General features: G+C 58.6%; 21 protein-coding genes. 8 read left to right on the forward strand and 13 right to left on the reverse strand.

The features are described from left to right. Positions 1–449 precede the first annotated feature (449 nt). From OZX73_RS08285 to ptsP, 7 genes are all read right to left on the reverse strand, one after another. The gene (locus OZX73_RS08285; RefSeq protein ID WP_277149304.1) at positions 450–2,066 is read right to left on the reverse strand and encodes a C69 family dipeptidase; all 1,617 of its coding nucleotides are present in this window, start codon (positions 2,064–2,066) and stop codon (positions 450–452) included. A 241-nt stretch (positions 2,067–2,307) separates the two neighbouring features. After that, the gene (locus tag OZX73_RS08290; protein ID WP_277149306.1) at positions 2,308–2,865 is read right to left on the reverse strand and encodes a YbhB/YbcL family Raf kinase inhibitor-like protein; all 558 of its coding nucleotides are present in this window, start codon (positions 2,863–2,865) and stop codon (positions 2,308–2,310) included. Between the two features lie 233 nt (positions 2,866–3,098). Next, entirely contained in the window at positions 3,099–3,749 is a 651-nt protein-coding gene (gene deoC, locus OZX73_RS08295) for a deoxyribose-phosphate aldolase (protein ID WP_277149308.1), read from the reverse strand. Positions 3,750–3,956: 207 nt separating this feature from the next. After that, positions 3,957–5,486, reverse strand: a complete 1,530-nt coding sequence (locus OZX73_RS08300; RefSeq protein ID WP_277149310.1) for a PTS ascorbate transporter subunit IIC — start codon at positions 5,484–5,486, stop codon at positions 3,957–3,959. A 153-nt stretch (positions 5,487–5,639) separates the two neighbouring features. Further along, complete coding sequence (locus tag OZX73_RS08305; RefSeq protein ID WP_277149312.1) at positions 5,640–5,912, reverse strand: PTS sugar transporter subunit IIB; 273 nt, start codon at positions 5,910–5,912, stop codon at positions 5,640–5,642. A 117-nt stretch (positions 5,913–6,029) separates the two neighbouring features. Then, positions 6,030–6,494 (reverse strand): PTS sugar transporter subunit IIA, encoded by a 465-nt coding sequence (locus OZX73_RS08310; protein WP_277149314.1) that lies wholly within the window; start codon positions 6,492–6,494, stop codon positions 6,030–6,032. An 80-nt stretch (positions 6,495–6,574) separates the two neighbouring features. After that, positions 6,575–8,230, reverse strand: a complete 1,656-nt coding sequence (ptsP, locus tag OZX73_RS08315; protein ID WP_277149316.1) for a phosphoenolpyruvate--protein phosphotransferase — start codon at positions 8,228–8,230, stop codon at positions 6,575–6,577. 234 nt (positions 8,231–8,464) lie between these two features. Between ptsP and OZX73_RS08320 the strand changes: the two genes are divergently transcribed. Both OZX73_RS08320 and OZX73_RS08325 read left to right on the forward strand, forming a co-directional pair. After that, positions 8,465–8,731 carry an HPr family phosphocarrier protein gene (locus OZX73_RS08320; RefSeq protein WP_277149318.1) on the forward strand — a complete coding sequence of 89 codons (267 nt, stop codon included), beginning with the start codon at positions 8,465–8,467 and terminating at the stop codon, positions 8,729–8,731. Between the two features lie 126 nt (positions 8,732–8,857). Next, positions 8,858–9,934 (forward strand): LacI family DNA-binding transcriptional regulator, encoded by a 1,077-nt coding sequence (locus tag OZX73_RS08325; protein ID WP_277149320.1) that lies wholly within the window; start codon positions 8,858–8,860, stop codon positions 9,932–9,934. A gap of 131 nt (positions 9,935–10,065) precedes the next feature. Here OZX73_RS08325 and OZX73_RS08330 read toward each other — a convergent pair whose 3' ends face one another. The 5 genes from OZX73_RS08330 to topA form a co-directional block, all read right to left on the reverse strand. Then, positions 10,066–11,217, reverse strand: coding sequence for a DNA polymerase III subunit delta' (locus OZX73_RS08330; protein ID WP_277149322.1), 1,152 nt, complete (start codon positions 11,215–11,217; stop codon positions 10,066–10,068). A gap of 210 nt (positions 11,218–11,427) precedes the next feature. Continuing rightward, a complete protein-coding gene (gene tmk, locus OZX73_RS08335; protein WP_277149323.1) occupies positions 11,428–12,054 on the reverse strand; it encodes a dTMP kinase in 627 nt (208 codons plus the stop codon). A gap of 107 nt (positions 12,055–12,161) precedes the next feature. Then, a complete protein-coding gene (locus OZX73_RS08340; protein ID WP_277149324.1) occupies positions 12,162–12,434 on the reverse strand; it encodes a DUF4160 domain-containing protein in 273 nt (90 codons plus the stop codon). Continuing rightward, entirely contained in the window at positions 12,427–12,660 is a 234-nt protein-coding gene (locus OZX73_RS08345; protein WP_277149325.1) for a hypothetical protein, read from the reverse strand. Before OZX73_RS08345 ends, OZX73_RS08340 begins: the two co-directional genes overlap by 8 nt. A 561-nt stretch (positions 12,661–13,221) precedes the next feature. Next, positions 13,222–16,191: a type I DNA topoisomerase gene (gene topA / locus OZX73_RS08350; RefSeq protein WP_277149326.1), complete on the reverse strand. Its 2,970-nt coding sequence runs from the start codon at positions 16,189–16,191 to the stop codon at positions 13,222–13,224. 81 nt (positions 16,192–16,272) lie between these two features. Here topA and OZX73_RS08355 point away from each other — a divergent pair, with 81 nt between their 5' ends. The 6 genes from OZX73_RS08355 (at position 16,273) to OZX73_RS08380 (ending at position 22,615) form a co-directional block, all read left to right on the forward strand. Beyond that, positions 16,273–16,449 carry a hypothetical protein gene (locus OZX73_RS08355; protein WP_277149327.1) on the forward strand — a complete coding sequence of 59 codons (177 nt, stop codon included), beginning with the start codon at positions 16,273–16,275 and terminating at the stop codon, positions 16,447–16,449. Positions 16,450–16,590: 141 nt separating this feature from the next. Beyond that, positions 16,591–17,991: an MATE family efflux transporter gene (locus OZX73_RS08360; RefSeq protein ID WP_277150973.1), complete on the forward strand. Its 1,401-nt coding sequence runs from the start codon at positions 16,591–16,593 to the stop codon at positions 17,989–17,991. A 457-nt stretch (positions 17,992–18,448) separates the two neighbouring features. Continuing rightward, complete coding sequence (locus tag OZX73_RS08365) at positions 18,449–18,841, forward strand: helix-turn-helix transcriptional regulator (protein WP_277149328.1); 393 nt, start codon at positions 18,449–18,451, stop codon at positions 18,839–18,841. Between the two features lie 65 nt (positions 18,842–18,906). Beyond that, positions 18,907–20,232: a type II toxin-antitoxin system HipA family toxin gene (locus OZX73_RS08370; protein ID WP_277149329.1), complete on the forward strand. Its 1,326-nt coding sequence runs from the start codon at positions 18,907–18,909 to the stop codon at positions 20,230–20,232. A 313-nt stretch (positions 20,233–20,545) separates the two neighbouring features. Beyond that, on the forward strand, positions 20,546–21,019 hold the full coding sequence (locus tag OZX73_RS08375; RefSeq protein WP_277149330.1) for a MarR family winged helix-turn-helix transcriptional regulator: 474 nt from the start codon (positions 20,546–20,548) through the stop codon (positions 21,017–21,019). 183 nt (positions 21,020–21,202) lie between these two features. Next, positions 21,203–22,615 (forward strand): MFS transporter, encoded by a 1,413-nt coding sequence (locus OZX73_RS08380; RefSeq protein WP_277149331.1) that lies wholly within the window; start codon positions 21,203–21,205, stop codon positions 22,613–22,615. Positions 22,616–22,784: 169 nt separating this feature from the next. Here OZX73_RS08380 and OZX73_RS08385 read toward each other — a convergent pair whose 3' ends face one another. Next, positions 22,785–23,342 carry a type 1 glutamine amidotransferase domain-containing protein gene (locus OZX73_RS08385; RefSeq protein WP_277149334.1) on the reverse strand — a complete coding sequence of 186 codons (558 nt, stop codon included), beginning with the start codon at positions 23,340–23,342 and terminating at the stop codon, positions 22,785–22,787. Positions 23,343–23,436: the final 94 nt, after the last annotated feature.

Genomic DNA, 23,436 nt, shown 5'->3' on the forward strand with positions numbered 1-23,436 from the left:
TTCCGATCACCGGTCTGGAGGCTGGCCCACTCCCCAAAGCCTATCAGCAAACGTCACCGCAAAGCGCCACCCGGTCACAACCAGTTCTTATGACTGCTTATCAGCGGCGTAACAGTTCCCAAATCCTGACATAGAAAACTCCAAATCATGACATAGCAACTTTCAAATCACTGACATAGAAGTTTCCAAGATACTGACTTAGAAGATTCCATAATCATGACTTAGAAATTTTCAAATCACTGATGTAGGAACCTTCACAATCATGACATAACAATTTATGAATCGTAACGGGGACGATTAGGCACAACCACTTCTGCCCCTAACCCTACCGAAACAGGTAGTTGCGGAAGCGTTAGAGGCAGGAGCTAATATTTGTGCCCCTAACCCTACCGAAACTTCAGGTTCCACATGGGTTAGGGGCACAGATGAATCGTCACGAGGGCAGCGACTCAGTTGTCGGAGCGGTTGAAGGCGTTGGCCATCTGCAGGGACGCGTTGTGCAGGACGATGTTGAGCAGGTCGTCGGTCTCGGCCTTGATCTGGTCGGACATCGACTGGTTCGCGGCCTTGAGTATCTCGCGCACCTCCGCGTTGCGGGTGGCGGCGATGATCTGGTCAGGCTCCATGGGCTCGACGTCGCCCTCGGGGTTGCCGGCGTTGAGCTCGGCCTGGGCCATCGACTCGGCGCTGGCCTCCTTGTCGCCGCCCAGCTTGGCGACCTGTTCGTCGGTGGCGGCGATCATGCGGTGCGCCATGCCGCCGGTCTTCTGCTGGTAACGCTCGATGGCGTTGTAGTTCTCGGCGTAGGTAAAGTTGCACAGCGCCGCGATGATGCGGTTGGCCCAGTAGAAGTTCTCGGAAGTCACGCGCATGGTGGTGCCGCCGAAGTACTCCGGGGTCGCCTCGACGTTCGGATAGAACGGCACGAGGGTGTTGAAGACGTTGGAGCCGTAGGTGATCCACTGGAGCGTACGGCTGGACTGCGGGCGGTACGGGCGAATCTGCACCAGCGAGAGGTGGCTCTGGCGGTTGATGCCGATGACGCGGTACATGTGGCGCGTGTGCTCGTCGCCGAGGTGGCCGTACGGGTCGAACTTCGTGCCCTGGAAGTGCGAGCTCAGCACGTATTTGATGTCCTCGATGGTGATCTTGCGCTCCGGCTGGCGGGCCCACGGGATATCGTCGGATTCCGGGGTGTGGTCGGCGTCCGGGCCGTCCCAGACCTCGTCGTAGGGATTGAAGAAACGCTGCATGAACCAGGCGCGCGGGGTGTTGTAAACGTGGTCCGCGTCGGAATGGGAACCGAAGGCGTCGCGCGGATTGAACGGCGTGGTCGCCTCGACGGCGAGGTCGAGGTGGTTAGCCTCGATGAACTCGGCCAGGTCCGGCGAGCACATGTGCTCCTTCTGCTCGCCCAACGCGTCCTCAAGGTCGAACTCGTCGATGCCGAGCTGGTTGGGCATGGTGACGTAGGCCTCGTCAGGCACGCGCTTGGCAATCCAATGGTGGCCGCCGACGGTCTCCATCCACCAAATCTCGTTCACGTCGCTGAAGGCGATGCCGTTCATCTCGTAAGTGCCGTACTTCTCCAGGAACGCACCCAGGCGCTCCACGCCTTCGCGGGCCGTCTTGATATACGGCAGGATGATCGGCAGGAAGTCCTCTTCGCCGACGCCGCCAGCGACCTCCGGCACGTAGCCGGGCTCGCCAACCTTCCCCTTGGCGGGAGCGAATTGGACGAACGGATCGGCACCCAGCACGCGCTCGTTGGTGGTCAGCGTCTCGGTGGCGCTGATGGCGACGTTCGCCTCGTTGACGCCGGCTTCGCCCCAGAAGCCCTCGGACTGGTCGACGTTGGGTACTGCGGTGTATTGCATCGGGTTGTCCGGCAACTCGACCTCGGCGTGGGTCTGCACGCTGCGATAACGCTTGGTCATATCCTCGGGACGGACCACAATGTAGCGCTTCGGGTCAAATTTCCCGTTCATCGAGTCCTCGTTGCGGGCGACGATGGTCGACCCGTCATAGCTCGCGTCCTTGCCGACCAGAATGGTGGTGCATGCCATATTTCTTGTTCCTCTCATTGAATTTCACGCGCGTCCTACGCGACAAAATACCTTTATTTGTATGTTAACGGTTACGCTTATCCAATTCAACGGAATCCGCCGGTTGTCTCATTATCCGTGAACGCATTCCAATCGCAACATGAGACAGCTGAAACCGAGTCCCGTCACCGGCCACATCAAGCACATCTGCAGCCATGAACGGTGAATCATCCTTTGCGATTTTGGGCTTCCGAAATCGTCGTTATTTCGCCGGATTGCCGATGAAGGTGATCTCGGCATCATCAATCGGGCCGTCGTAGGCGAGGATCTTGTGATAGAAGTCGTTCAGCCAGAAGCCCTGACGCATTTCCGGCAGCGGATTGACGGTGGCCCAGGCGTGAAGCACATAGCCATGCGGCTTGTCGGGCGGGGTCGGGCCGTTGTAGTGCATCGTCACCACTGGATTGCTCGAACCCACGAACTTGCTGGCGGCGCTGGTGCGGCCTTGCGCGGCCTCGGGGATCATCGTCGGCAGTTGACGTGAAAAGTCCGGCGGAATCTGCAGGGCGTGCGAATCGTTGAAATCGAACATCAGCGCGTCGATCGGCACGTTGGCCGCCGACCAGTGGATCCATTCGAAGCCACAGACCGGAATCGAATCCGGATCCGTGAGCTGCCAGTGCAGGTAATGCATGTTGGCCTGCACTTCGTCGATGTAGAACGGGAACGAGACGATCGGCGTGCCGTCGACCTTGTATTCCGGCGCCGCGGCACCCGTGAAATCGTCGGGAACGGTCGTGAAATCTGCTGAAATCTTCATGGTTCCAGTATCGCTCAGGCTTGTGACGAAATACGCCGGGACATAAAAAATCCCAACCCTGGTAAGAGGGTTGGGATAAGGGATTGGTCATACAGCTTATCGTTTGTCATACAAGCACTGGCAGGTACCAACTCCAACCCATCAGGACGCGAGCATAACAAACCAACAATCAAGTTTCGCGTACGACGGCTCCGACCTTGCCAAAGGCGAGACAGACAGCGCAAGCCAGGGAATCAGGCCTTGCCGATGATGGCCATGCTGGCGCTGACACCGAGGCGCTCGGCACCGGCGGCGATCATCGCCTCGGCATCCTCACGGGTGTGGATGCCACCCGCGGCCTTGACCTTGATGCGGTCACCGACGGCCGCCTTCATGATCTCCACGTCATGGACGGAGGCGCCACGAGTCGAGAAGCCGGTCGACGTCTTGACAAAATCGGCACCCGCGTCGGCGACCAGCTCGCTGGCCTTGGCGATCTCGTCATCGGTCAGCAAAGCCGTCTCGATGATGACCTTGACGACCTTGCCCGCCTCGTGACAGGTGTCGACGACGGCCTTGATGTCCTCGCTCACCTTGTCGTAATTGCCGCCCTTCATCTCGCCGATGTTCATCACCATGTCGAGCTCGTCGGCACCGTCGGCGATGGCCTGCTTGCTTTCCGCGACCTTGATGGCCGTGGTGTTGGCGCCAAGCGGGAACCCGATGACGCAGGCGGTGAGCACATCCGAGCCCTTCAGCTCCTCGTGTACACGCGGAACCCAATAAGGATTGACCATCACGGAATAGAAATGGTTGTCGCGGGCCTCGCCCACGACTTTGTCGATCTGCGCGGCCGTGGCCTCCGGCTTGAGCAACGTGTGATCCAGATAGCGATTTAATTCCATGGAATACTCCATTTTATCCAATTTAGAGATAGTAAGAAAAATCCCAACCCTCGGCAGGGAGGGCTGGGACGGGGTTGTGTGCCTGCCGCTATCGAGAATCATCGAAACCAATGAAATCAATAGGCAGGCAACGCAACGCAAGTGAAACACCGATAACCCAACCGGCCGGTGAAACCACCGACCGGATCAGATTGTTGGATATTCGATTCAGGCCTTCGCGGCGTCAGCCTTGGCAGCCTTGGCAGCGGCCTTGGCGGCAGCCTTCTCGGCGTCTTCCTGCTTCTTGACCTCAGCGATGAACTCAGCATGCTTGGCACCAGGCAGCCAACCGGTGTTGACGACCTTGACCTGCCAGACGCAGGCAATCGCGAACAGGACGACGGCAAAGATGATCAGCGCGATGCCACCGGCGACAGGGCCGAAGCCGGCAAGCTTGCCGGCGATCGTGCCATACCAGCAGAAGTCCGCATCGCCGAAGGTGGAGTTCTTGAGACCGAAAGTGCCCATGACAGTCATCAGCAAGGCAGGCAGGAAAGTAATCAGCAGGCCGTTGACGAAACCACCGAGGATGGCGCCGATACGACCACCGGTCGCGTTGCCGAACACACCGGCACCGCCACCATCGAAGAAGTGGGGAACCATGCCGGGCAGGATGAGGGCGACGCCCCAAGCGGGTCCAAGCCAGAAACCGATAAGCACCAGGGCGACGAGACCACCAGCGAAGGAGGAGAGGAAGCCGATGAGGGAGGCGTTCGGGCCATAGGGGAAGACGATCGGGATGTCGAGCGCGGGCTTGGCGCCGGGGACGACCCTCTTGGCGATGCCCTGGAAGGCGGGGACGAGCTCGCCGAGGATGATACGAACGCCGTAGAGGATGATGCTCACGCCGATGCCGAACTGCAGGGCCTGCGCGAACGCGGCCATGAAGAAGGCGCCGTAATCGGCCGGGTTGCTCGGGAAGATCTTCTTGACGACGTTCCAGGGGCTGACGATAGCCGCCCAGATGGCGAAGATCAGGTAGAGGACGACCATAAGCAGCGTGGTGGAGACCATGGAGTCACGAAGGAAGCTCAGGCCCTTCGGGAAGTTGATGTCCTCAGTGGACTTGGACTTCTTGCCGACAGCAGCGCCGATGGCGCCGGAAACGGCATAGCCGAGGGAGTTGAAGTGGCCGACGGAGAGCTGGTCGCCACCGGTGACGCGGTTGGTGAACGGCTGGGTGAAGGAAGGCATGACCACCATGATCACGCCCATCAGCACGGCGCCGACAATCACGACGAGGGTCTGATTGCTCTTGCCGAAGCCGAAGGAGAGCACCAAGGCCAGCAGCGTGGACATGAAGACCATGTGGTGGCCGGTCAGGAAGACATACTTCAGCGGGGTGAAGCGCGCGAGCAGCAGCATGATGATGAAGCTCAGCACGATGATGTAGGCCGAAGCCGCACCGAACTGGCTGGAAGCCTGGGCGGTGATGACCTCGTTGGTCGGCACGACGCCGTGGGCGCCGGTGGCCGTGAAGACCAGCTGGCCGAACGGAGCCAACGCACTGGTCACGACCGTGGCGCCTGCGCCGAGGATGAGGTAGCCCATGGCCGCCTTCAAGCCGCCCGCGATGACCTGGCCCGCGCTACGTTTCAGCGCGATGAGGCCAATCGCCGCCACGATACCGATCAGGTACGCGGGGACGTTGAGAATCTGCTGACTGATAAAGTTCAGCACATCGATAAGAACGTTCATTGTTCTTAGTCCTCTTTCTTATCTATTCTTTTTATCTCTGTTGTTGGGTCGCCATCGAACGTATTACAATCTACGCACGATGAACACGCCAGCGGCCACGCCTTCGGATTCCTTGTGGTTTCCAAGCCGTGGCCCTGCCGGCAAATTTTTTATTCAGTCCGCGTACTTCTCGAGGATGCCCTTAATCTCATCGGTATCCATGAAGTTCTGGACGGTCTCGACGGGCGTGGTGGTGCCTTCGAGCTCGGGGGCGAGCTGCGGGGAGGTGAGCACCAGGTCGTTCATGTTGGCCGTGCCCTTGGCGCTGCCCGCATCCGAAGTGGTGACGGTGACATCCATGCCCAAGTCGGCCGCGACGTTCTCGACATTGACCTTGAGCAACACGGAGGTTCCGATTCCGTTGCCGCAAACGCAAAGAATATCCATGATATTCTCCTTTCAGTTTCTGTTGACATATCTGCGCACCGACGGGTGCCGAGCGCGATACAAATAACGGTTACGGAACAAGCGGATTCTTGCCTCTCCCGTATGCCGAAGTCTGGATCATTGGTTGAGGATGTCCCGGATGGCCTCAGGCGTCTTGGCGTCCGCCAGGGCCTTGACCTTCTCGGGCTTGGAAAGCGCGCCCGCGATGGCGGACATCACCTTGATGTGCTCGCTCTCGTCGTGTCCGGCAAGGCCGATCACCAGGGTCACCGGGTCATTGGCCTTGTTGCCGAACTCGACCGGCGTGGAAAGCCTCACCCAGCTCAGGCCGGTGTGGAGCACCGCGTCGGACGGGCGGGAATGGGCCAGCGCCATGCCGGGGGCGATGACGATGTAAGGACCCATCTTCTCCACGGTGGCAATCATCTCGTCGGTGTAGGCATCGGTGGTGAAACCTGAAGCCACCAGGCCCTTGCCGGCCAGGCGAATGGCGTCCTTCCAGTCCTTGGCAGGCACGTCCAGCAGGAACGAGGAATCGGGCAGGAAGCCGTCGATATCGCTTTTTGCATCGTTGTTGGCCACGATCTTTCCTTTCTTGTGCGGGACATCCGTGATATCCCGAATGTTTTTCAGTTGCGCTGTTTACTTATGTTTTGTACAGATCATTCCGCCATGATCGAGTGGTAGAAGGCGCCGTGAAGGGCCTGATCGGCCTTTTCCTGCGCTTCCTCCCACGTGGTGTCGGCGAGCTGGGCGCGAACGTTGTCCAACGCGACCGGGGTCATCGACAGGGAATTGACGCCGATGGCGGCAAGCACCACAGCGAGTTCCGGATCGGCGGCGGCCTCGCCGCACACACCCACCGGCATGCCGTTGGCGTTGCCCGCGTCCGCGATCATCTTGATGGCGCGCAGCACCGCCGGGTGCCATGCGGTCTGATAGTTGGAAACGGAGCCCAACGTGCGGTCGGCGGCCAGCGTGTATTGCGTCAGGTCGTTGGTGCCAATGGAGACAAAATCGGCTACCTTGGAGACTTCCTCGGCCATGAAGGCGATCGAAGGGATCTCAGCCATAATGCCGACTTTCTTCAAACCCTTGGACTTGCCAAGCTTCACGAAGTAATCAGCTTCCTGCTCGTCGGTGACCATGGGGACCATCACCCACAAATCGGCGTTGGTCTGGGCGTCGGCGGCGGCCAAGGCGTCGAGCTGGTCGTTCAGGACCTGCTGGTGGACGCGCAGGGTGCGCAGGCCGCGAAGGCCAAGCGCCGGATTGGGCTCGTCCTCAGGAGTGAGGAACGGCAGCGGCTTGTCGGCGCCAGCGTCGAGCAGACGGATGACGACCTTCTTGCCCAGGAAGCGGCTGAGCAGCTCGGCGTACGCCTTGGTCTGCTCCTCGACGCTCGGAGCCTGCTCGTTGCCAAGGAAGAGGAACTCCGTGCGGAACAGGCCCACACCTTCCGCGCCGTACTCGAGCGCCGGATCAGCGTCTTCGGGCTTGCCGACATTGGCCAGCAGCGGGATCGGATGGCCGTCCTTGAAGGAACCGGCCTTGCCACGCAGTTGCTTGGCCTGGGCCACACGGGCCTTGACGGCCTCGGCCTGGTCGATCTGCTCTTGCGTTGGATCGGAGATGACCTCGCCATGACGGGCATCAACCACCACCGTGGTGCCGTTCTGCAAATCATCGGCCCCAGCTGCGGAGACAACGGCCACGATGCCACGGGCACGCGCCAGAATCGCGGTGTGGCTGGTCGGGCCGCCTTGGCTGGTGACGATGGCCAGGACCTTGGTCAAGTCCAGAGCGGCGGTGTCGGCAGGCGAAAGATCCTGCGCAACCAAGACAAATGGCTTGTCGCTTTGCGGGATGCCGGGGGCCGGAACGCCCATCAGATCGGCGATGACGCGCTGACCGACATCGTGCAGGTCGGCGGCGCGCTCGGCCATGTATCCACCGATATTGGTCAGCGTCTGCTCGAAACCGGCGAAGCCCTCGAATACCGCGCGTTCGGCGCTCTGCCCGTCATTGATGTGCTGCTTGATGGAATCCGACAATGCAGGGTCGGCGGCCATCTGGGCCAAAGCCTCAAGAATCGGGGCGGCTTGCTGGGCGCCCTTGTCGCCTTTGGCGGCCTGCGCCGAACGACGCTTCAGATCGTCGTTGACTTTGCCCAGCGAAACGTCGACACGCGCGATTTCGGATTCCGCGCTTTTCGAGGCGCTACGCGGCTCCTTCGAGGGCTCCGGCAGGGGCGCCGAAAAACGAAGGACCGGACCCACCGCCGCGCCGCGACCAATACCTGCACCGACAATATGCATATTCACTCCTTGACTTCTTGGCTTCGACAGCCCATTGAGTCGTCCACGACAACATAGGCCGCCGCCATCAACTTTGAGTAAAGCTTTCAGCTCGACTCATTATACACACTAAAATCCGCTTTGCAAAAACGGTAATCGTTTTCTCAATTTCACCCCAAAGGGATTCCCCGATGCTATACTTTTGTCTGTTCAATACCCATAACGGGCCTGTCCACAACATCAAAGGAGTGTCTTATGGCAACGGCAACACGCACCACAACCATCACAGATCCGGTCGGCATCCACGCACGTCCGGCCTCGCAGTTCGTGCAGGCGGTCACCGCCTCGGGCTGCACCGCCACCATCGCCAAGGGGAGCGGGGCTCCGGTGAACGCCGGAAGCATCCTTTCGGTCATGGGCCTGGGCATCCAGAAGGGCGACGAGGTCGCCGTCGTCGTCGAGGGCGACAACGCCGAAAAAGTGGCGGACGACCTCATCGAAACGCTTACCAAGGCCGAGTAGCGTATTGTAGTCCGGCTCCGTTAGCAGGAGCCGGACTACAATGGAAGCGTTGTTCGTAAGTTTTATTGGCCATTATGAGTCACTCGGTCCAATAAAACTGACCCACCACCAAGCTGGAGCACTCACATGAAACCACGGGCCCGTAAGCGTCACCCGGATAGCCCGAACAATTCCATCACCGAGGTGGCGGCACTCGCCAAGGTGTCCACCGCCACCGTCTCACGCGTGCTTTCGGGACGTCGCAAAAAAGACGACGACATCGCACGGCGTGTGCGTGACGCTGCTGAAAAACTTCATTATTCCGCCAATCCCGCAGCCAGCAGCCTGAGAAGCGACATCACCAACACCTTGGGTGTGGTGGTCCCCAGCCCCATCGACACCTTCAGCTCGCAACTGCTTTCCAAACTCGAGCCACGGGCGCGCGAAGACGGTAAATACATCCTGGCCAGCATGGGTGAGACGGCCGACGAGCAGAGCGAGTGTATCGATTCGCTGATCGCGCGTGGCGTGGACGGGCTTGTAGTCATCCCTGTCCCCGGGGCTGATCTTTCCGAAATCATCGCGCGCTCGGCCTCCGAGAAGACGCCCATCGTGCAGATTTCCGGGCGCAGCACCTCCTCCAAAGTCAATTGGGTCGGCATCGACGGGGTCGCCAGCATGCGCGAGGCGGTCACCCACATCACCGACCACAATGGCACGTCGATCATGTTCATGAGCCCGAACATGGATACCGACACGGCGCCGGACGCTTTCGTCGCCTTCCAGAACTCCGACCAGATCACCGGTTACCTGCACGAACCCGAATGGACCACTTTCGGCGACTGCACCATCCAACGCGGCTACGACGACACGCTCAAGGCCTTCGCCGACCCGGAGGACCATCCAAACGCCATCATCTGCTCTTCCGACGATATCGCCATCGGGGCGATGATGGCGCTGCAACGGCTCGGCATCCCGGTTCCCGGCGAGGTCAAGGTCATCGGCTTTGGCGATTCCCAACTGGCCGCCGCCTACCATCCCTCCATCACCTCGCTGAGGCCACCGTACGAATCAATGGCGGAGGAGGCGCTGCTGCTCATCGAGCTCAAGCGCGGAGGACGTCACCACCTGCCTTCGCACACCGCGTTCCCGCCGCAGGTGATCCGCAGGGAATCGACATCGGCGCCGCGCATCGGCACCAGCGACATGGCCGACCCGCGCTGACGGCAAGGCCTCACGCCGGAAGCACGCATCAGGGTTTCCCGTACTTCCGTGTTCCTTTGATATGGCTCTTTTCACTCCCTGAATTTCAGCTTCATAGCCGAATATCTGTAATACATATACTTTGTTGCAAATTACGGCAACAACGCGCAGAACAGAGCCTCGAAGAGGATGGTCTGGTTGCTGTTGCCGTTGAGCCGGCGGCGGGCGACGGAGACGGCATCAAGGCGGTCGACCACACCCTGACGGGTGAGGCTCTCGGCGAGATTGGTGATCGACGAACGGTTCTCGAGGTTGATCAGACCTACCGATTGTTCGGCGTTGTTCTGCAAAACCGCCACATCACGGTAGATGCTGGCGATGGTGTTCAGGTCGCGGTCGAGCACATCGCGGCTCCGACGAGTCGCCCGGCGCTTGATCTCGGTCTTCTTGCCGATCTGGTTGAACGCGCTACGCAGCTTGGGCGGTATGCGGTCCTTTTCGCCTAAGCCGTTGACATGCCGGAATTCCGCTTCCTGCTTGGCGGCCTGATCCTCGACGTCGGATTGCGCCTGGGCCTTGGCGTTGTCAATGAGCCGGCCCGCAAGCAGCACGGCATCCGAGGCGCGACGAAGGTTCAACACCCCAGACACCAGCTCCGCCCGGTCGCTCATCACCCGTTCGTTGGTGGCATAGAGACGGGCCACACCGATATGCCCTTCGGCCAGACGAGCCGCACGAGCCGCGGTTTTGGGCTCGATATGGTCGTGCGTTTCCAGGAATTTCGCCACGGCTTGCGTGGATGGCACCGCGAGGTTGACGATGCGCGTGCGGGAGCGGATGGTCGGCAGCACGTCCTCGGGGCTTGGCGCGCACAACAGCCAAATCGTGTGGGGGCTTGGCTCCTCGATCTCCTTCAACAGCACATTGGTGGTGCGCTCGAGCATGCGGTCGACGTCTTCGATGACGATGATCCGCCAAGGGGCGATGCTCGGCGTCTGCTCGGAGGTCTCGATAAGATCGCGCACCTCGTCAATGCCGATGGTAATCTTGTCGGTCGCCAAAACGCTGACATCGGGATGTGTTCCGGCCAAAACCTGCTCACTCGAGCGTTCCGGCTCATCGGACAAGCCATGGGTCGGGCTTTCCAAAGCCGCGGCGAACGCCCGCGCCACATTGGAGCGGCCGGATCCGGGAGGACCACAAATCAGCCAGGATTGCGCGATGGCCTTGGGATCGCCGGACGCGACGGCGCGCAGCCGCGCCACGACCTGGTCCTGGCCGACGATCGAGTCCCATACGCTCATTGTTCCTCCACTTGTTTCGTATTCCCACACTATTGCCAACCACCGATGACGGATAAATCCACGCTTCATCGGCAATTCATCCCGGTTTCAACCACAGCCGTGGCATTTCCCGGAAATTCTCACTCACAACAGAAAGTATTACAACTAAACTTTCTCGTTATTCACCACTTCAAAATCCATCAACCGCCCTATCAGCCATGGGACGCAAACCTACAACCCACACGACCAATCCTCCAGCAGGCCATCGGCATCGGCACGAATCTGATCCCAGACCTCGTCAATCGGCTTCGAGGCGTCGATGACCTTGAACCGCGAGCGCTCCTGCGCCGCCAAATCGAGGAACGCCTGACGCGTACGCTCCTGGAAGCCGTCGCCGGCCGACTCCATGCGGTCCTCGCTGTGGTCAAGCCGGTTGTGCGAAGCCGCCGGATCCATATCAAGCAGGTACGTGCGTTCCGGCAGCAAATTGTTCGTCGCCCACAGGCTCAAGTTCCACACTTCCTCTTGCGTCAGCTCGCGCCCTCCGGCTTGGTAGGCCAGCGACGAATCAATATAGCGGTCGGAAATGACCACAGCCCCACGCGCAAGCGCCGGCCGGATGACCTCGGCGACATGCTGGGCACGATCGGCGGCGAACAGCAGCGCTTCAGTGCGCGGCGCGATCTCGCCTCCATGCAACAGCAACCGCCGCAACGCCACGCCCAACTTCGTGCCGCCCGGCTCGCGGGTGACCACAACCTCGCGCCCCAGCTCTTCGACATAACGCTGCAAGCGCTCGACCTGTGTGGTCTTCCCCACCCCGTCGACGCCCTCAAACGAAATAAACACACCGCTCATGATTCTCAATTCCACTTATGAATAGCTTCCAAATCCACTTCAATTATCCGACACGCCAGTACTTTAAACGTGGACACCGCGGATGAAAGACCGACAATGGTTCATGCCTATTTATCGAAATGGTAATCATCGCCGAATTGGCGTGACCACCGATAAACAATTTTTTCGTATCTGCCTTCGACCGCATCCTGTATCTTGAGAATCTCATACTCGGAAAGCTCACCCCGATTGTGCGCCAGCCAAGCATGGCCATCTTTGGTCAAAATGAATTTACCAAGGTCACGTTTTCGTCCCTTACCGACATGCACATGGACACCATGATGCATATCTTGAGAGCTGAAAAACACCGAATAACCCATCACGCGAAACAGTTCAGTCATGCGCATACTTCCGATCTATTGACCGGGCACGCTCAATCATCTTGTAGTTCTGCCGAAAATACCGATGAACAAAATCCAGGCTATCTTTCGGGAAAGTCGACGATAAGATATTCCCGTCGTCATCAAGCACCGCTTTCCTGCCATACCCGATTTCCGTAATGGTCACCGTGTCGTCGTCATATCCCAGCCGAATACCATCTTCCTCAAGGAAATTATCGCACTCCATGTTGCACCTCCTTTCCTCCTGCAATACCGCCAATTGTAGCGGAAATGCGGGAGGACGCGAAGTACCCCGGGCTCCACGGGACCGAACTGGAACCCTTATCTTTGCATGACTGCGTTTGCTGCTGTTTGCCTTCGATTGAGCCACCGTATCCCGTTCCTTTCACTTGCATGGAATCTCCGTTGATTCCATCGAAGCACAAAACGCAAAATTCCCGAGGCAAAACAGGCCACTGTGGTCGAACGCTAGGGGTTATCCACATTTGAGGCGTGTCACAGGTTATGCCTGCCAGTTGTCCACAATCATCGGCAACGGCTACTCATTATCCACATTGCGTTTTCTGCTTGGCTTCAATCGTTGGCAAGTCATGAATTTCCCGTACCACACTACTCAGGAAATCACGTAATCACTTATAGGCACGAACCACGAGATTCTGTTCCGATGCCCAAAAAACGAAAACGGTGCGAAGGGCATCAGATAAAACACCATGCAATGACTTATCCCACCTCTTTAATGACAGAGATGGGATAAGAGCAACGGTAACATGTAATACAGATTCGTGTTTTACTTCTTGACCGCAGCCCTACGGGTTGTGGTCTTTTTGGCAGTGGACTTGCGAGTTGTCGACTTGCGAGTTGTCGACTTGCGGGTCGTCGTCTTGCGACGGCCGCGGCGCTTGGACGGGCCGGCGGCGCGCTTTTCGGCGAGCAGCTGGAAGGCGGTGGCCGGGTCGATGGACTCCGGAGTGTACTGCTTCGGGAGCGTGCGGTTGGTCTCGCCGTCGGTGATGTAGGCACCGTAGAAACCGTCCTTGATGGTCACGTTCTTGCCGTTCTCCGGATCGGCTCCGAGGTCGCGCAGCGGCGGCTTGGCCGCTCCCCTGCCACGCCCGCGGCCGTACTTCGGCTGAGCGAACAGCGCCTTGGCCTTGTCCAGGTCGACCGTGAAAATCTCGTCCTCGCTGCCAAGCGAACGCGTCTCGGACTTGCCGTCCGCGCCTTTCTTGGTGAGGTAGGGACCGTAACGTCCGTTGCTCGCGGTGACGACGGCCTCGTTGGTCTCGCCGGTTTTGGCGTCGGTCTCGTCGTATTTGCCGACCTCGCGCGGCAGGCTCAGCAACTTCAACGCCTCTTCGAGCGTAACTGTGTCAGGACTCATCGTCTTGAACAGCGAGGCCATCTTGGGCTTGGGCGCCGTTGATTTGGCGGTTTTCTTGGCACGGGTCTTGGTGGTTTTGGTCGACTTCGCAGAAGTCTTGCCATCGGCAGCACCAGCGGCCTCGGCAGCCTTCGCCGCTTCCGCCTTCGCCTCGCGTTCGGCCTTCATTTCGGCCTCGGCTTCGGGCGAGATCAGCGCCACATACGGCCCGAACCGTCCACTACGGACTTCCACGGTGCCTCCGGTCACGGGATCCTTGCCCAAGACGCGCGGACCGCCCGCGTTGTTCTTGATGAGCTCGTGGCCGGCTTCGATGGTCAGTTCGTCGGGAGCCATCGTCTCGGGAATCGAGGCGCGCTTGGGGTTGCCCTCGGTGTCCAAGTTCTTCGTGTCCTCAAGATAGGGGCCATAGCGGCCGACGCGCACCTGCAGGCCGTCGCCGATTTCGATGGTGTTGATGGCGCGGGCGTCGATGTCGCCGAGCTGCGCAACCTGCTGCTGCAGGCCTTCATGCGCCTCGTCCTGCGATTTCGCCGCGTCCTTGCCGTCGCCAAAGTAAAAGCGGGTGAGCCATTCCTTGCTGGTTTCCTCGCCTTGGGCGATCTTATCGAGTCCGTTTTCCATGTCGGCGGTGAACTGGTAGTCCACATATTTTGGGAAGTTGGTTTCCAAGAGCTTGGTCACCGCGAAAGCCAGCCAGGACGGGATCAGCGCACGGCCTCGCTCATAGACGTAACCACGGTCGATGATTGTGGAGATGATGCTGGCATAAGTCGATGGACGACCGATTTCCTTGGCCTCGAGCGTCTTGACCAGCGACGCCTCCGTATAGCGGGCAGGGGGTTGGGTCTCGTGACCATCGGCGGTGACCGCTGTGGCGTCGAGCACCTCGCCGGTTTTCATCGGCGGCAACGCCTCGTTGTCTTCGGACCTGTCAGTTTTGCTGGAAGCCTTGGCATCCTTGGCCTTGGAAGTAGACGATGCCGAAGCCGAAGGACGACGCGGCCAACCGGAGGCTTTGAGGAATCCGGGAAACTCGATGACGGTGCCGGAAGCCTGGAAGATGGCCTCACCACGCTCGCCGGCAGGCGCCGAAAGCCGGACGGTGGCCGTAGACCCGGTGGCATCGGCCATCTGCGAGGCAAGCGTGCGCTGCCAGATCAAGGTGTAGAGCTTCAGTTGATCCGGTGGCACTTTCGTCGCCAGCTCAGCGGGGTCATGAAACTTCGCGCCGGCAGGGCGGATGCATTCATGCGCTTCCTGTGCGCCGGCGGTTTTGGTGGCGTACTGCTTGGGCTTGTCGGAAAGATATTCCTTGCCGAAGTTCTTCGTGACCGACTCACGGGCGGCTTCAATGGCCTCGTGCGAAAGCGTCACGGAATCGGTACGCATATAAGTGATGAAGCCGTTTTCGTAAAGTCCCTGCGCGGCGCGCATGGTCTGGCGCGAGCTCATCGAAAGCCGGTTGCCGGCGGCCTGCTGCATGGTCGAGGTGGTGAACGGCGGCACCGGACGGCGGTGGTATGGCTTGGATTCCATCGACACCACGGTGAACGGCGCATGCTCAAGTGCTTGCGCAACGGCCTTGGTCTGCGCTTCATCAAGTTGGCAGACGTTGTCTTTTTGCGCGGCGGCAGTCAAGGCACCGGTGGAGGTGAAATCGCGCGAATTGGCCAAACGCGAACCACCCAGCGACACCATTCGGGACTCGAAATCAACGTTCTCACCCTGCGCGTCAGGCGCGGAGAGCTCGGCGATGACATCCCAATACGGCGAGCGCACGAACGCCATGCGTTCCCGTTCGCGCTCGACGATCAGACGCGTGGCGACGGACTGCACACGTCCGGCGGAAAGCCCCGGGCCGACCTTGCGCCAGAGCACTGGCGAAAGCTCATAGCCGTACAGCCTGTCGAGCACGCGCCGCGTCTCCTGCGCGTCGACCATATTGGCGTCCACGTCACGGGTCTTGCCAACGGCGTCTTTGATGGCGGCCGGGGTGATCTCATGGAAGACCATGCGGTGAACCGGGACCTTGGGCTTAAGCGTCTGCACCAGGTGCCACGCGATGGCCTCGCCCTCGCGATCCTCATCAGTCGCGAGGTAAAGTTCACTGGCGTCTTTCAGCGCGCTTTTGAGTTCGGCAACGGTTTTCTTCTTTTCCGGCCCGACGATGTAATACGGCTCGAAGCCGTCATCGACATCCACACCGAACCGCCCGAATTTCGCCTTCTTGGAGGCAGGCACCTGACTTGGTTGCGCCAGATCGCGGATATGGCCGACCGAAGCCATGACCGTGTAGTCCTTGCCAAGATAGCCGCCAATCTTCTTGGCCTTGGTCGGGGACTCCACGATGACGAGTTTCTTACCAGCCGCCATAACCGCTCCTTCACGTCTTGAGGTTACGTTCGCCATATTACCCACTTACCCACAGCATACAGCGAAACATCAGTGTAGCGCGTGGCGCAACATAATAATAAGGACTACCATACCGCGCCGAACATTCGCGCCACCGTGCTTATCTACGGCATGGACCCATACGATACACGATGGCCGGAAAGCGAATGCGGAATCAAAGCCGAGGGCAGCGCCAATACCGCTGCCGCACTGACGTCCATCGCGGCCAGACGAAATTGATATCCTCTCTGGCGATCCACCACGAACGCCGTTACAATGACAATCGCAAACGCCCCATAAACTACGGAAAACCTAAGAATCAGCACAGTGACGAAACAAGAGACAAGCGACAACAAAGAGACCGAACAAGCGGCAGACGACATGCACGCGCACGACGGGATGACGGCTTACGACCAAAACGACCAGGCAACAAACAGCGAACAAACGTATGACAAAGCCGAACGCAAGCGCGTCAACCGGCAGATTCTGGCGCTGGCAATCCCCACATTCGGCCAACTCATCGCCGACCCGCTTTTCGTCCTGATCGACACGGCCATCGTCGGCCATATCGGCGACACCGCGCTGGCCGGGCTTTCCATCGGCTCCACGGTTTTGCTCACTGTCGCGGGGCTGTGCAATTTCCTCGCCTACGGCACCACCTCGCGCGTCGGACAGCTCATGGGCGCCGGCCGCAAACGCGAAGGGCTGGAGACCGGAGTCGACGGACTTTGGCTGGCGCTGATCATCGGCATTGTTATTTCGGCGGCGTTCTTCGTTGGTGCCCGACCGTTGTGCTCGCTGATGGGGGCGCGTGGCGACGTGCTCGACAACGCGACTATTTATTTGCAGGCCGTCATTTTCGGGCTTCCGGGAATGCTGCTCGTTTACGCGGCCAACGGCATCTTCCGCGGGCTCAAGAAAGTCCGCATCACGCTTGTCGCCGCCGTTCTGGGCGCGGCGCTCAATACCGCACTTGACTTCCTGTTCGTCTTCGGGCTCGGCATGGGCATCATGGGTTCCGGGCTCGCGACGCTGATCGCGCAGTGGTTTATGGGCATTTATCTGGTCATCCCTTCATTGAAGTGGTCGCGCGACGCCGGCGCTTCGCTCGCACCGCGGATCTCGGGCATCACCGCCACCGCGGCCGACGGCCTGCCACTGTTCATCCGCACACTCGCCCTGCGCATCTGCCTGGTGGCGACCGTCGTGCTTGCCACGCACATGGGCACGCAGGTGCTCGCCGCCTACCAAGCCGTCAACTCCAGCTGGAACTTCGTGTTGAACATCCTTGACGCCATCGGCATCTCCGGCCAGGCGCTGGTAGCTACGGAGATCGGCGCGAAACGTTACGGGCGAGCCCGCGAGATGACGCGAATCTCGGCGCGTGCGGGACTTTACGGAGGCACCGGGGTCGGGATTGCGCTGGTTCTGCTGGGTTTCCTCGCCGCTCCCCTCTTCAGCCCGAACGCGGCCATCCAACACCTCATTATTATCGGCATGATCGTCGTCGCGGTCTTCCTACCGCTCTCCGGCTGGATGTGGGCGCTCGATGGCATCCTCATCGGTGCCGGCGACTACAAATACCTCGCCGTCACCTGCTCGATCGTCACCCTCATTTACCTCCCGCTAGTCCTCGCGCTCAACTTCATCGACAACGCCTACAACCCCAACTCCACCGTCCGTATGATCTTGCTCTGGGCCGTCTTCAACACCGTTTTCATCGGCGGCCGCAGCGTCTTCAACGGCCTGCGAGCCCGCGGCGACAAGTGGCTGAAGAAGTGAGGCTCCCTGGAAACCGCACACCCAAATAGGCCCATTTAAAATAGGAACCGTTATTTTCCACCATTCCATTTTTAAATGCCCCACTTCGGGTGTGTGCCTAAATACAAAACCAATACTTTCTGAACTTTTAATTCCTTCATTATTCGATAAAGTGAACAATCATAAATTGTTCGGAATACCGAACAATTATCAAATGTTTCAATTCCCGAGCATTTCGACGATGTACTGAATTCAGAACTTTCAATAAATGTAGCCATATAGTTACTTTTTCAAAATGTAATCAGTCTGCTACATTCTGCAATTATCACACTGACCATCTTTAGAGCTTGCCTCATTGTTCAACAGCAACCTCAATTCTGCTGTTCGCTATATCGAACAATTTCAATTTGTTCGTTTTACCAAACAACTATAAAATATTCGTTATATCAAACAACTATTCAAATCAGAAACCACAGCCATGAAAGAAACCTTTTCCCCGGCCATCAGATCGATGCCACAGCTTTCTGCGACAATCCGCGATGCCCGCAAGGCCGCAAAACTTACGCAAACCGAACTCGCCAAACGTACCAGTATCCCTCGCTCTTGGCTCGCACAATTGGAAAACGGGAAAATCGTCAATCCTGGGCTGGAAAGAATCCTCACCCTTTTCAGCGCACTCAACATAACCTGGACCGCACAATATTCATGGGATTTACCAGAGGAACCTCAATCGCCCAGCAAGAAACCGAAGCCAAAGAAATCAATCAAAACCGCGCCTAAGCCCAAGACAAAAAACGTCAGCTTCAATGAATTAGCCAATCGAGGAGAAAAGAAGACCGCTGCATTCCTTGAAAGCATAAATGCTAAATAAACATCAACTGGTAGCATGCATGTATCGCATCATGGTTGATGCCTCACCAAGAAAGAACGAAACTTATGAAAAGCAAAGAACTATACGCATACCTAGAAGGTGAACCCGTAGGAATATTGCGCGAAGACAACGACGGCAAACATAGCTTCACCTATATTCCCGAGGCCAAAGCGCAAATCTCTCTTTCCATGCCCATTCAGAAAGAGCCTTGGACCGGAAAACCCGTTGAAGCCTACATCGACGGAATATTACCTGACGACCGTGCGGTAAGGCAAAGAATCGCAAATCTTTACGACGTCAGAGCCAATAACCCATTCTCATTGCTTTCCGCCGTAGGTCTCGACTGCGCCGGCGGCATTCAATTTGTGGATGGCGACCACCTCGAAGAACTGAAGCGGCAAGAGCAGCTTCGTCCGATTTCAGAAGAGATCATCGGCAAGCGTCTGCTGGAGTTGTCTTCTTCGCAACCCAATTGGCAGAACAGCGATGAGCACTGGTCGCTGAACGGGGCACAAGGAAAAATCGCCTTACGAAAAAGCAGCAAAGGAAAGTGGTTCGAAGCACTTGGTGCGGCGGCGACCACTCACATCCTGAAACCCGGAGTCTCGGGATTGGAAGAACAGGCTTTCGATGAATATGTCTGTATGAAAACGCTGGAAAAACTCTGGGTGAAAGTCTCCGAATCCGAGTTCCGCAACTTTGCGGGCACGACAGCACTGGTCAGCACACGCTGGGACCGTTCATATTCTCTCAATCCCGACGGGAGTGACAAGGTTATTCGCATTCACCAGGAGGATTTGTGCCAGGCGATGAGCTACATGACCCGGGAGAAATACCAATCGGAAGGTGGGCCGGGAGCCGTTGCCATTATTCGATTTTTGCGGGCGAACCAACTCGGCGAGACCGACATCATCCAGTTCGTCATCGGGCTTATACTCAACTTCCTCATCGGCGGGACGGACGCGCACGCCAAGAACTATGCCATACTTGAACCAGTCGGCGAGGCGCCACGATTCGCACCGTTCTACGATATCGCCTCGATTTTCGCTTACGACCAGCGCGGCGACCGCAAGGGCGAGCGCAAGATGGCCATGTCGATCGGCGGCGAATACCACTACGAACGCATGGAGCTGAAACACTGGCTCAAGCTCTGCCAAGACGCGAAGCTCGACGCGGAGCTCATTGCCGGTTTGCTGCGTCATTATGCCGAAATCCTGCCGGATACATTCAATGACACAGCCAAATCTACCCTCACGGACGTAGCCAAACTCAAGATTTCTCCTGAATCGTTGAGAACCCCCAACGGAAGCTCAACAACCGAACGCAAGGAACTCGTCAATCGCGTCGGCGCAGGTATCAATCGCCAGTGCGACATGGTGCTTGGCTGGTAATTGCGCCGCATCAGCGAGAATAAGTAACTTATCGACGCCGGTTCTCCTGCCATATCGGTATATCGGCCAAGGAACTTGCACACCATATCGCAGAATATGTGTAAATTGCCTGCGAAATCACAACTCAGGAATGTAAGCACATTTTTCGCCATGAAACATCCTTACATCCCTATTTGATAAGCCTCAATAAACGGAACAAATCTACACATCCAAAACGAATGTCCGGACCCTCGATATTATTTGTTAGTTAGCTAACGAATTAATTTTGTCAGGTGACCTAGCGGCAGCCTGATAGTCGAGAAGGCAAGAAGAAATGACCGATACGCCGGATGGGCGGCCGGAGAACTACGGGCGTCTGCTGCAGCAGTCCTCGAGCGCGATGTCGCAGCAGCTCGGGCGGTTCGCGGCACGCTATGGGCTTACGGAAGTGCAGATGTCCGTCATCAACTTCATGAGCTCGCAGCCGGGCGGCGAAGTGGCGCAGCACGCCATCGAACAGGAATTCCATATCCAGCGCTCCACCGTCACCGTGACCTTGCAACGCATGGAGGCGCGTGGCCTGCTCACCCGCGAACAGGCATCTGACGACGCACGGCGCAAAACCGTGAGGCTCACGCCACGAGCCAAGCAGAGCGTCGAAGCCATCCACGGTTACATCGACAACGAGCAACGTGAGTTCGAGCGACGCTTCTCTCCCGCGCAAATCGCCGATTTCAAGGAGATGCTGGCGTTCTTCGCCCGCGCACGCGACGACGACCCCGGCGTCGAGCGGCAGCCACCACGATAATCAAAATGCGTTCACTGACACAGCCACTAATCGAAACCTTGTGATTCTCTTTAACGCGTTTCGACGGTAACCGGAAACACGTTGAAATAGCAAGGCGATTATGCGCAACCCGCTACGGTCTCAACCAGGAACCACCATCAACCATTTGCAAACAAAAAGAAAATTAAAGGATCAATACCAATAATGACCTCTGAAACAACGCAAACAGCCGCTGCCCCGCAACGGCAATCCGAGAAAATTCCGGGCAAGGTCTTCGGCGCGATCATCGCGGCCGGCCTGCTCTCGCTGAGCGGCGTGACCGTCGAAACCGCCATGAACGTCACCTTCCCGACGTTGATGAAAGAGTTCGGCATCAACACCGAAACCGTGCAGTGGGTGACGACGGCCAACCTGCTCACCATCGCCATCGTCGTGCCGCTGAGCGCGATGCTCAAGGCGCGATTCCGCACCAAGTCGCTTTTCATCGTGGCGAACCTTTCCTTCCTCGCCGGCCTCATCATTGAGATTTTCACCCCCAACTTCGCGCTGCTCGTGACCGGCCGCGTCATCCAAGGTGTCGGCGCCGGCATCGCGCTGCCGCTGATGTTCAACATCATCCTGGAAACGGTTCCGCCGCAACGCATCGGCCTGATGATGGGCTTCGGCACGCTGTTGACCGCTGTCGCCCCGGCCATTGGCCCGACCTTCGGCGGCATCGTCGTCTCGAAGACCAGCTGGCGCGTCATCTTCGCCTGCCTGCTGCCCGTCGTCCTCATCTCGCTGGCGCTCGGCATCGCCTGCATCCAGCAGAAGAGCAAGATCCGCGACATCAAGTTCGATATCCCGAGCATCATCCTCATCGCGCTGACCTTCTGCGGCCTCATCTTCGGCTTCAGCTCCATGACCACCAAGCCGATCTTGAGCCTGCAGGTCGCCGGCGCCATCGCCGTGGGCATCGTCGCGCTCGTGCTCTTCTGCATACGCCAGCTCAAGATCAGCGCCCCAATCATCGACATCCGCACCCTGAAGAACCTTCGCTTCTCCGGCTTTGTCATCGCGTTCTTCCTGCTGCAGGCGATCTCGCTGGGCCTGGCGTTCATCCTGCCGAACTATCTGCAGCTCGCCGACCATTCCTCACCGTTGGTCGCCGGCCTCACCTTGCTGCCTGGTGCCGCGCTCGGTGCCGCGCTTGCGCTGCTCGGCGGCCGCGTCTATGACGCCGTCGGCCCGAAGCCGCCGCTAATCTTCGGCGGGGCCTGCGCCATCATCGCGATGATCTGCTTCTTCGCGTTCGGCCATCACCTGAGCAGCGGCGCCGCGGCCGGATTCTACCTGCTCTACATGCTCGGCATTGGCCTGAGCTCCGGCAACATCATGACCACCGGCCTCTCGCACCTGAGCACCCATGAGCAGAGCATGGGCAACGCCATCTTCAACACCGCCCAGCAGTTCGCGGGAGCGGTGGGTACCTCCGTCGCCGCCGCCATCCTCGCGGCCGGCCAGGCCGGTGCCGCCAACGTCGCGGCGGGAACCGCGGCGGGCGCGACGATGACCTTCGGTGTCCTCTTGGTCGCACTGGCCGTCGAGTTCGCCGACATCCTCCGCTCGCTGTTCTAAAAGCGGCGATTAGCCAAATAGATACAAAAATGGCTGTGACGATGGTTCGTTAACCGTCGTCACAGCCATTTTTTACGTGCGAATCCGCACAAGTCGGTAGTTAGGTTTTCAGAAACGGCGGAATTCGGCCATTCTTGAAAACCTATCTACCGACTTGTGCGCCCAGCAGCTACTCCCCGAGCGCTTCCTTGATGGCGCCGACGAAGGCATCCAAATCGGCGGGCTTGCGGGAGGTGATGAGCTTCCAGCCGTTGGCATCGTCGACATGGAGCTCCTCGTCGACGTACGTGCCGCCGGCGTTGTTGATGTCCGCGGCGATATAACGGCAGGCGGTCAGCGTCTTGCCCTTAAGCAACTCGGAATTGACCAGCAGCCAAGCGCCATGGCAGATCGAGGCGACGGGCTTGCCCGCGGCGGCGAAGTCCCTGGCAAGCTTTTGCGCGGCCGGATCGACGCGCAGACGGTCGACGTTGCAGGTGCCTCCAGGCACGACGAGCATGTCGAAATCATCGGCGGAAACTGAAGAATAAACGGTGTCCGGCTCCACGATTTCGCCGACATAGCGGTCGTGCCGCACGGTCTCGATGGGCGCGAGTTCCGCCGCGGCCAGCGTGACGTCAGCCCCCGCGGCCCGCAAGTCGCGCAGCGGCCGGGTCATCTCGGTCTCCTCAATGCCCCAGTTGCGCACAATGATGAGCACCTTCGCGTCCTTAACCGATGTTGCCATGATCCTGTCTCCTTTATATATGCCGAATTCCAAACACTCTCATTGTATTAGGAGCGGCAGGGTTTGGCACATCCCCGCTGGCGCTCATCTGTGA

The sequence above is a fragment of the Bifidobacterium sp. ESL0775 genome (assembly GCF_029395475.1).
Classification (GTDB): Bacteria; Actinomycetota; Actinomycetes; order Actinomycetales; family Bifidobacteriaceae; genus Bifidobacterium.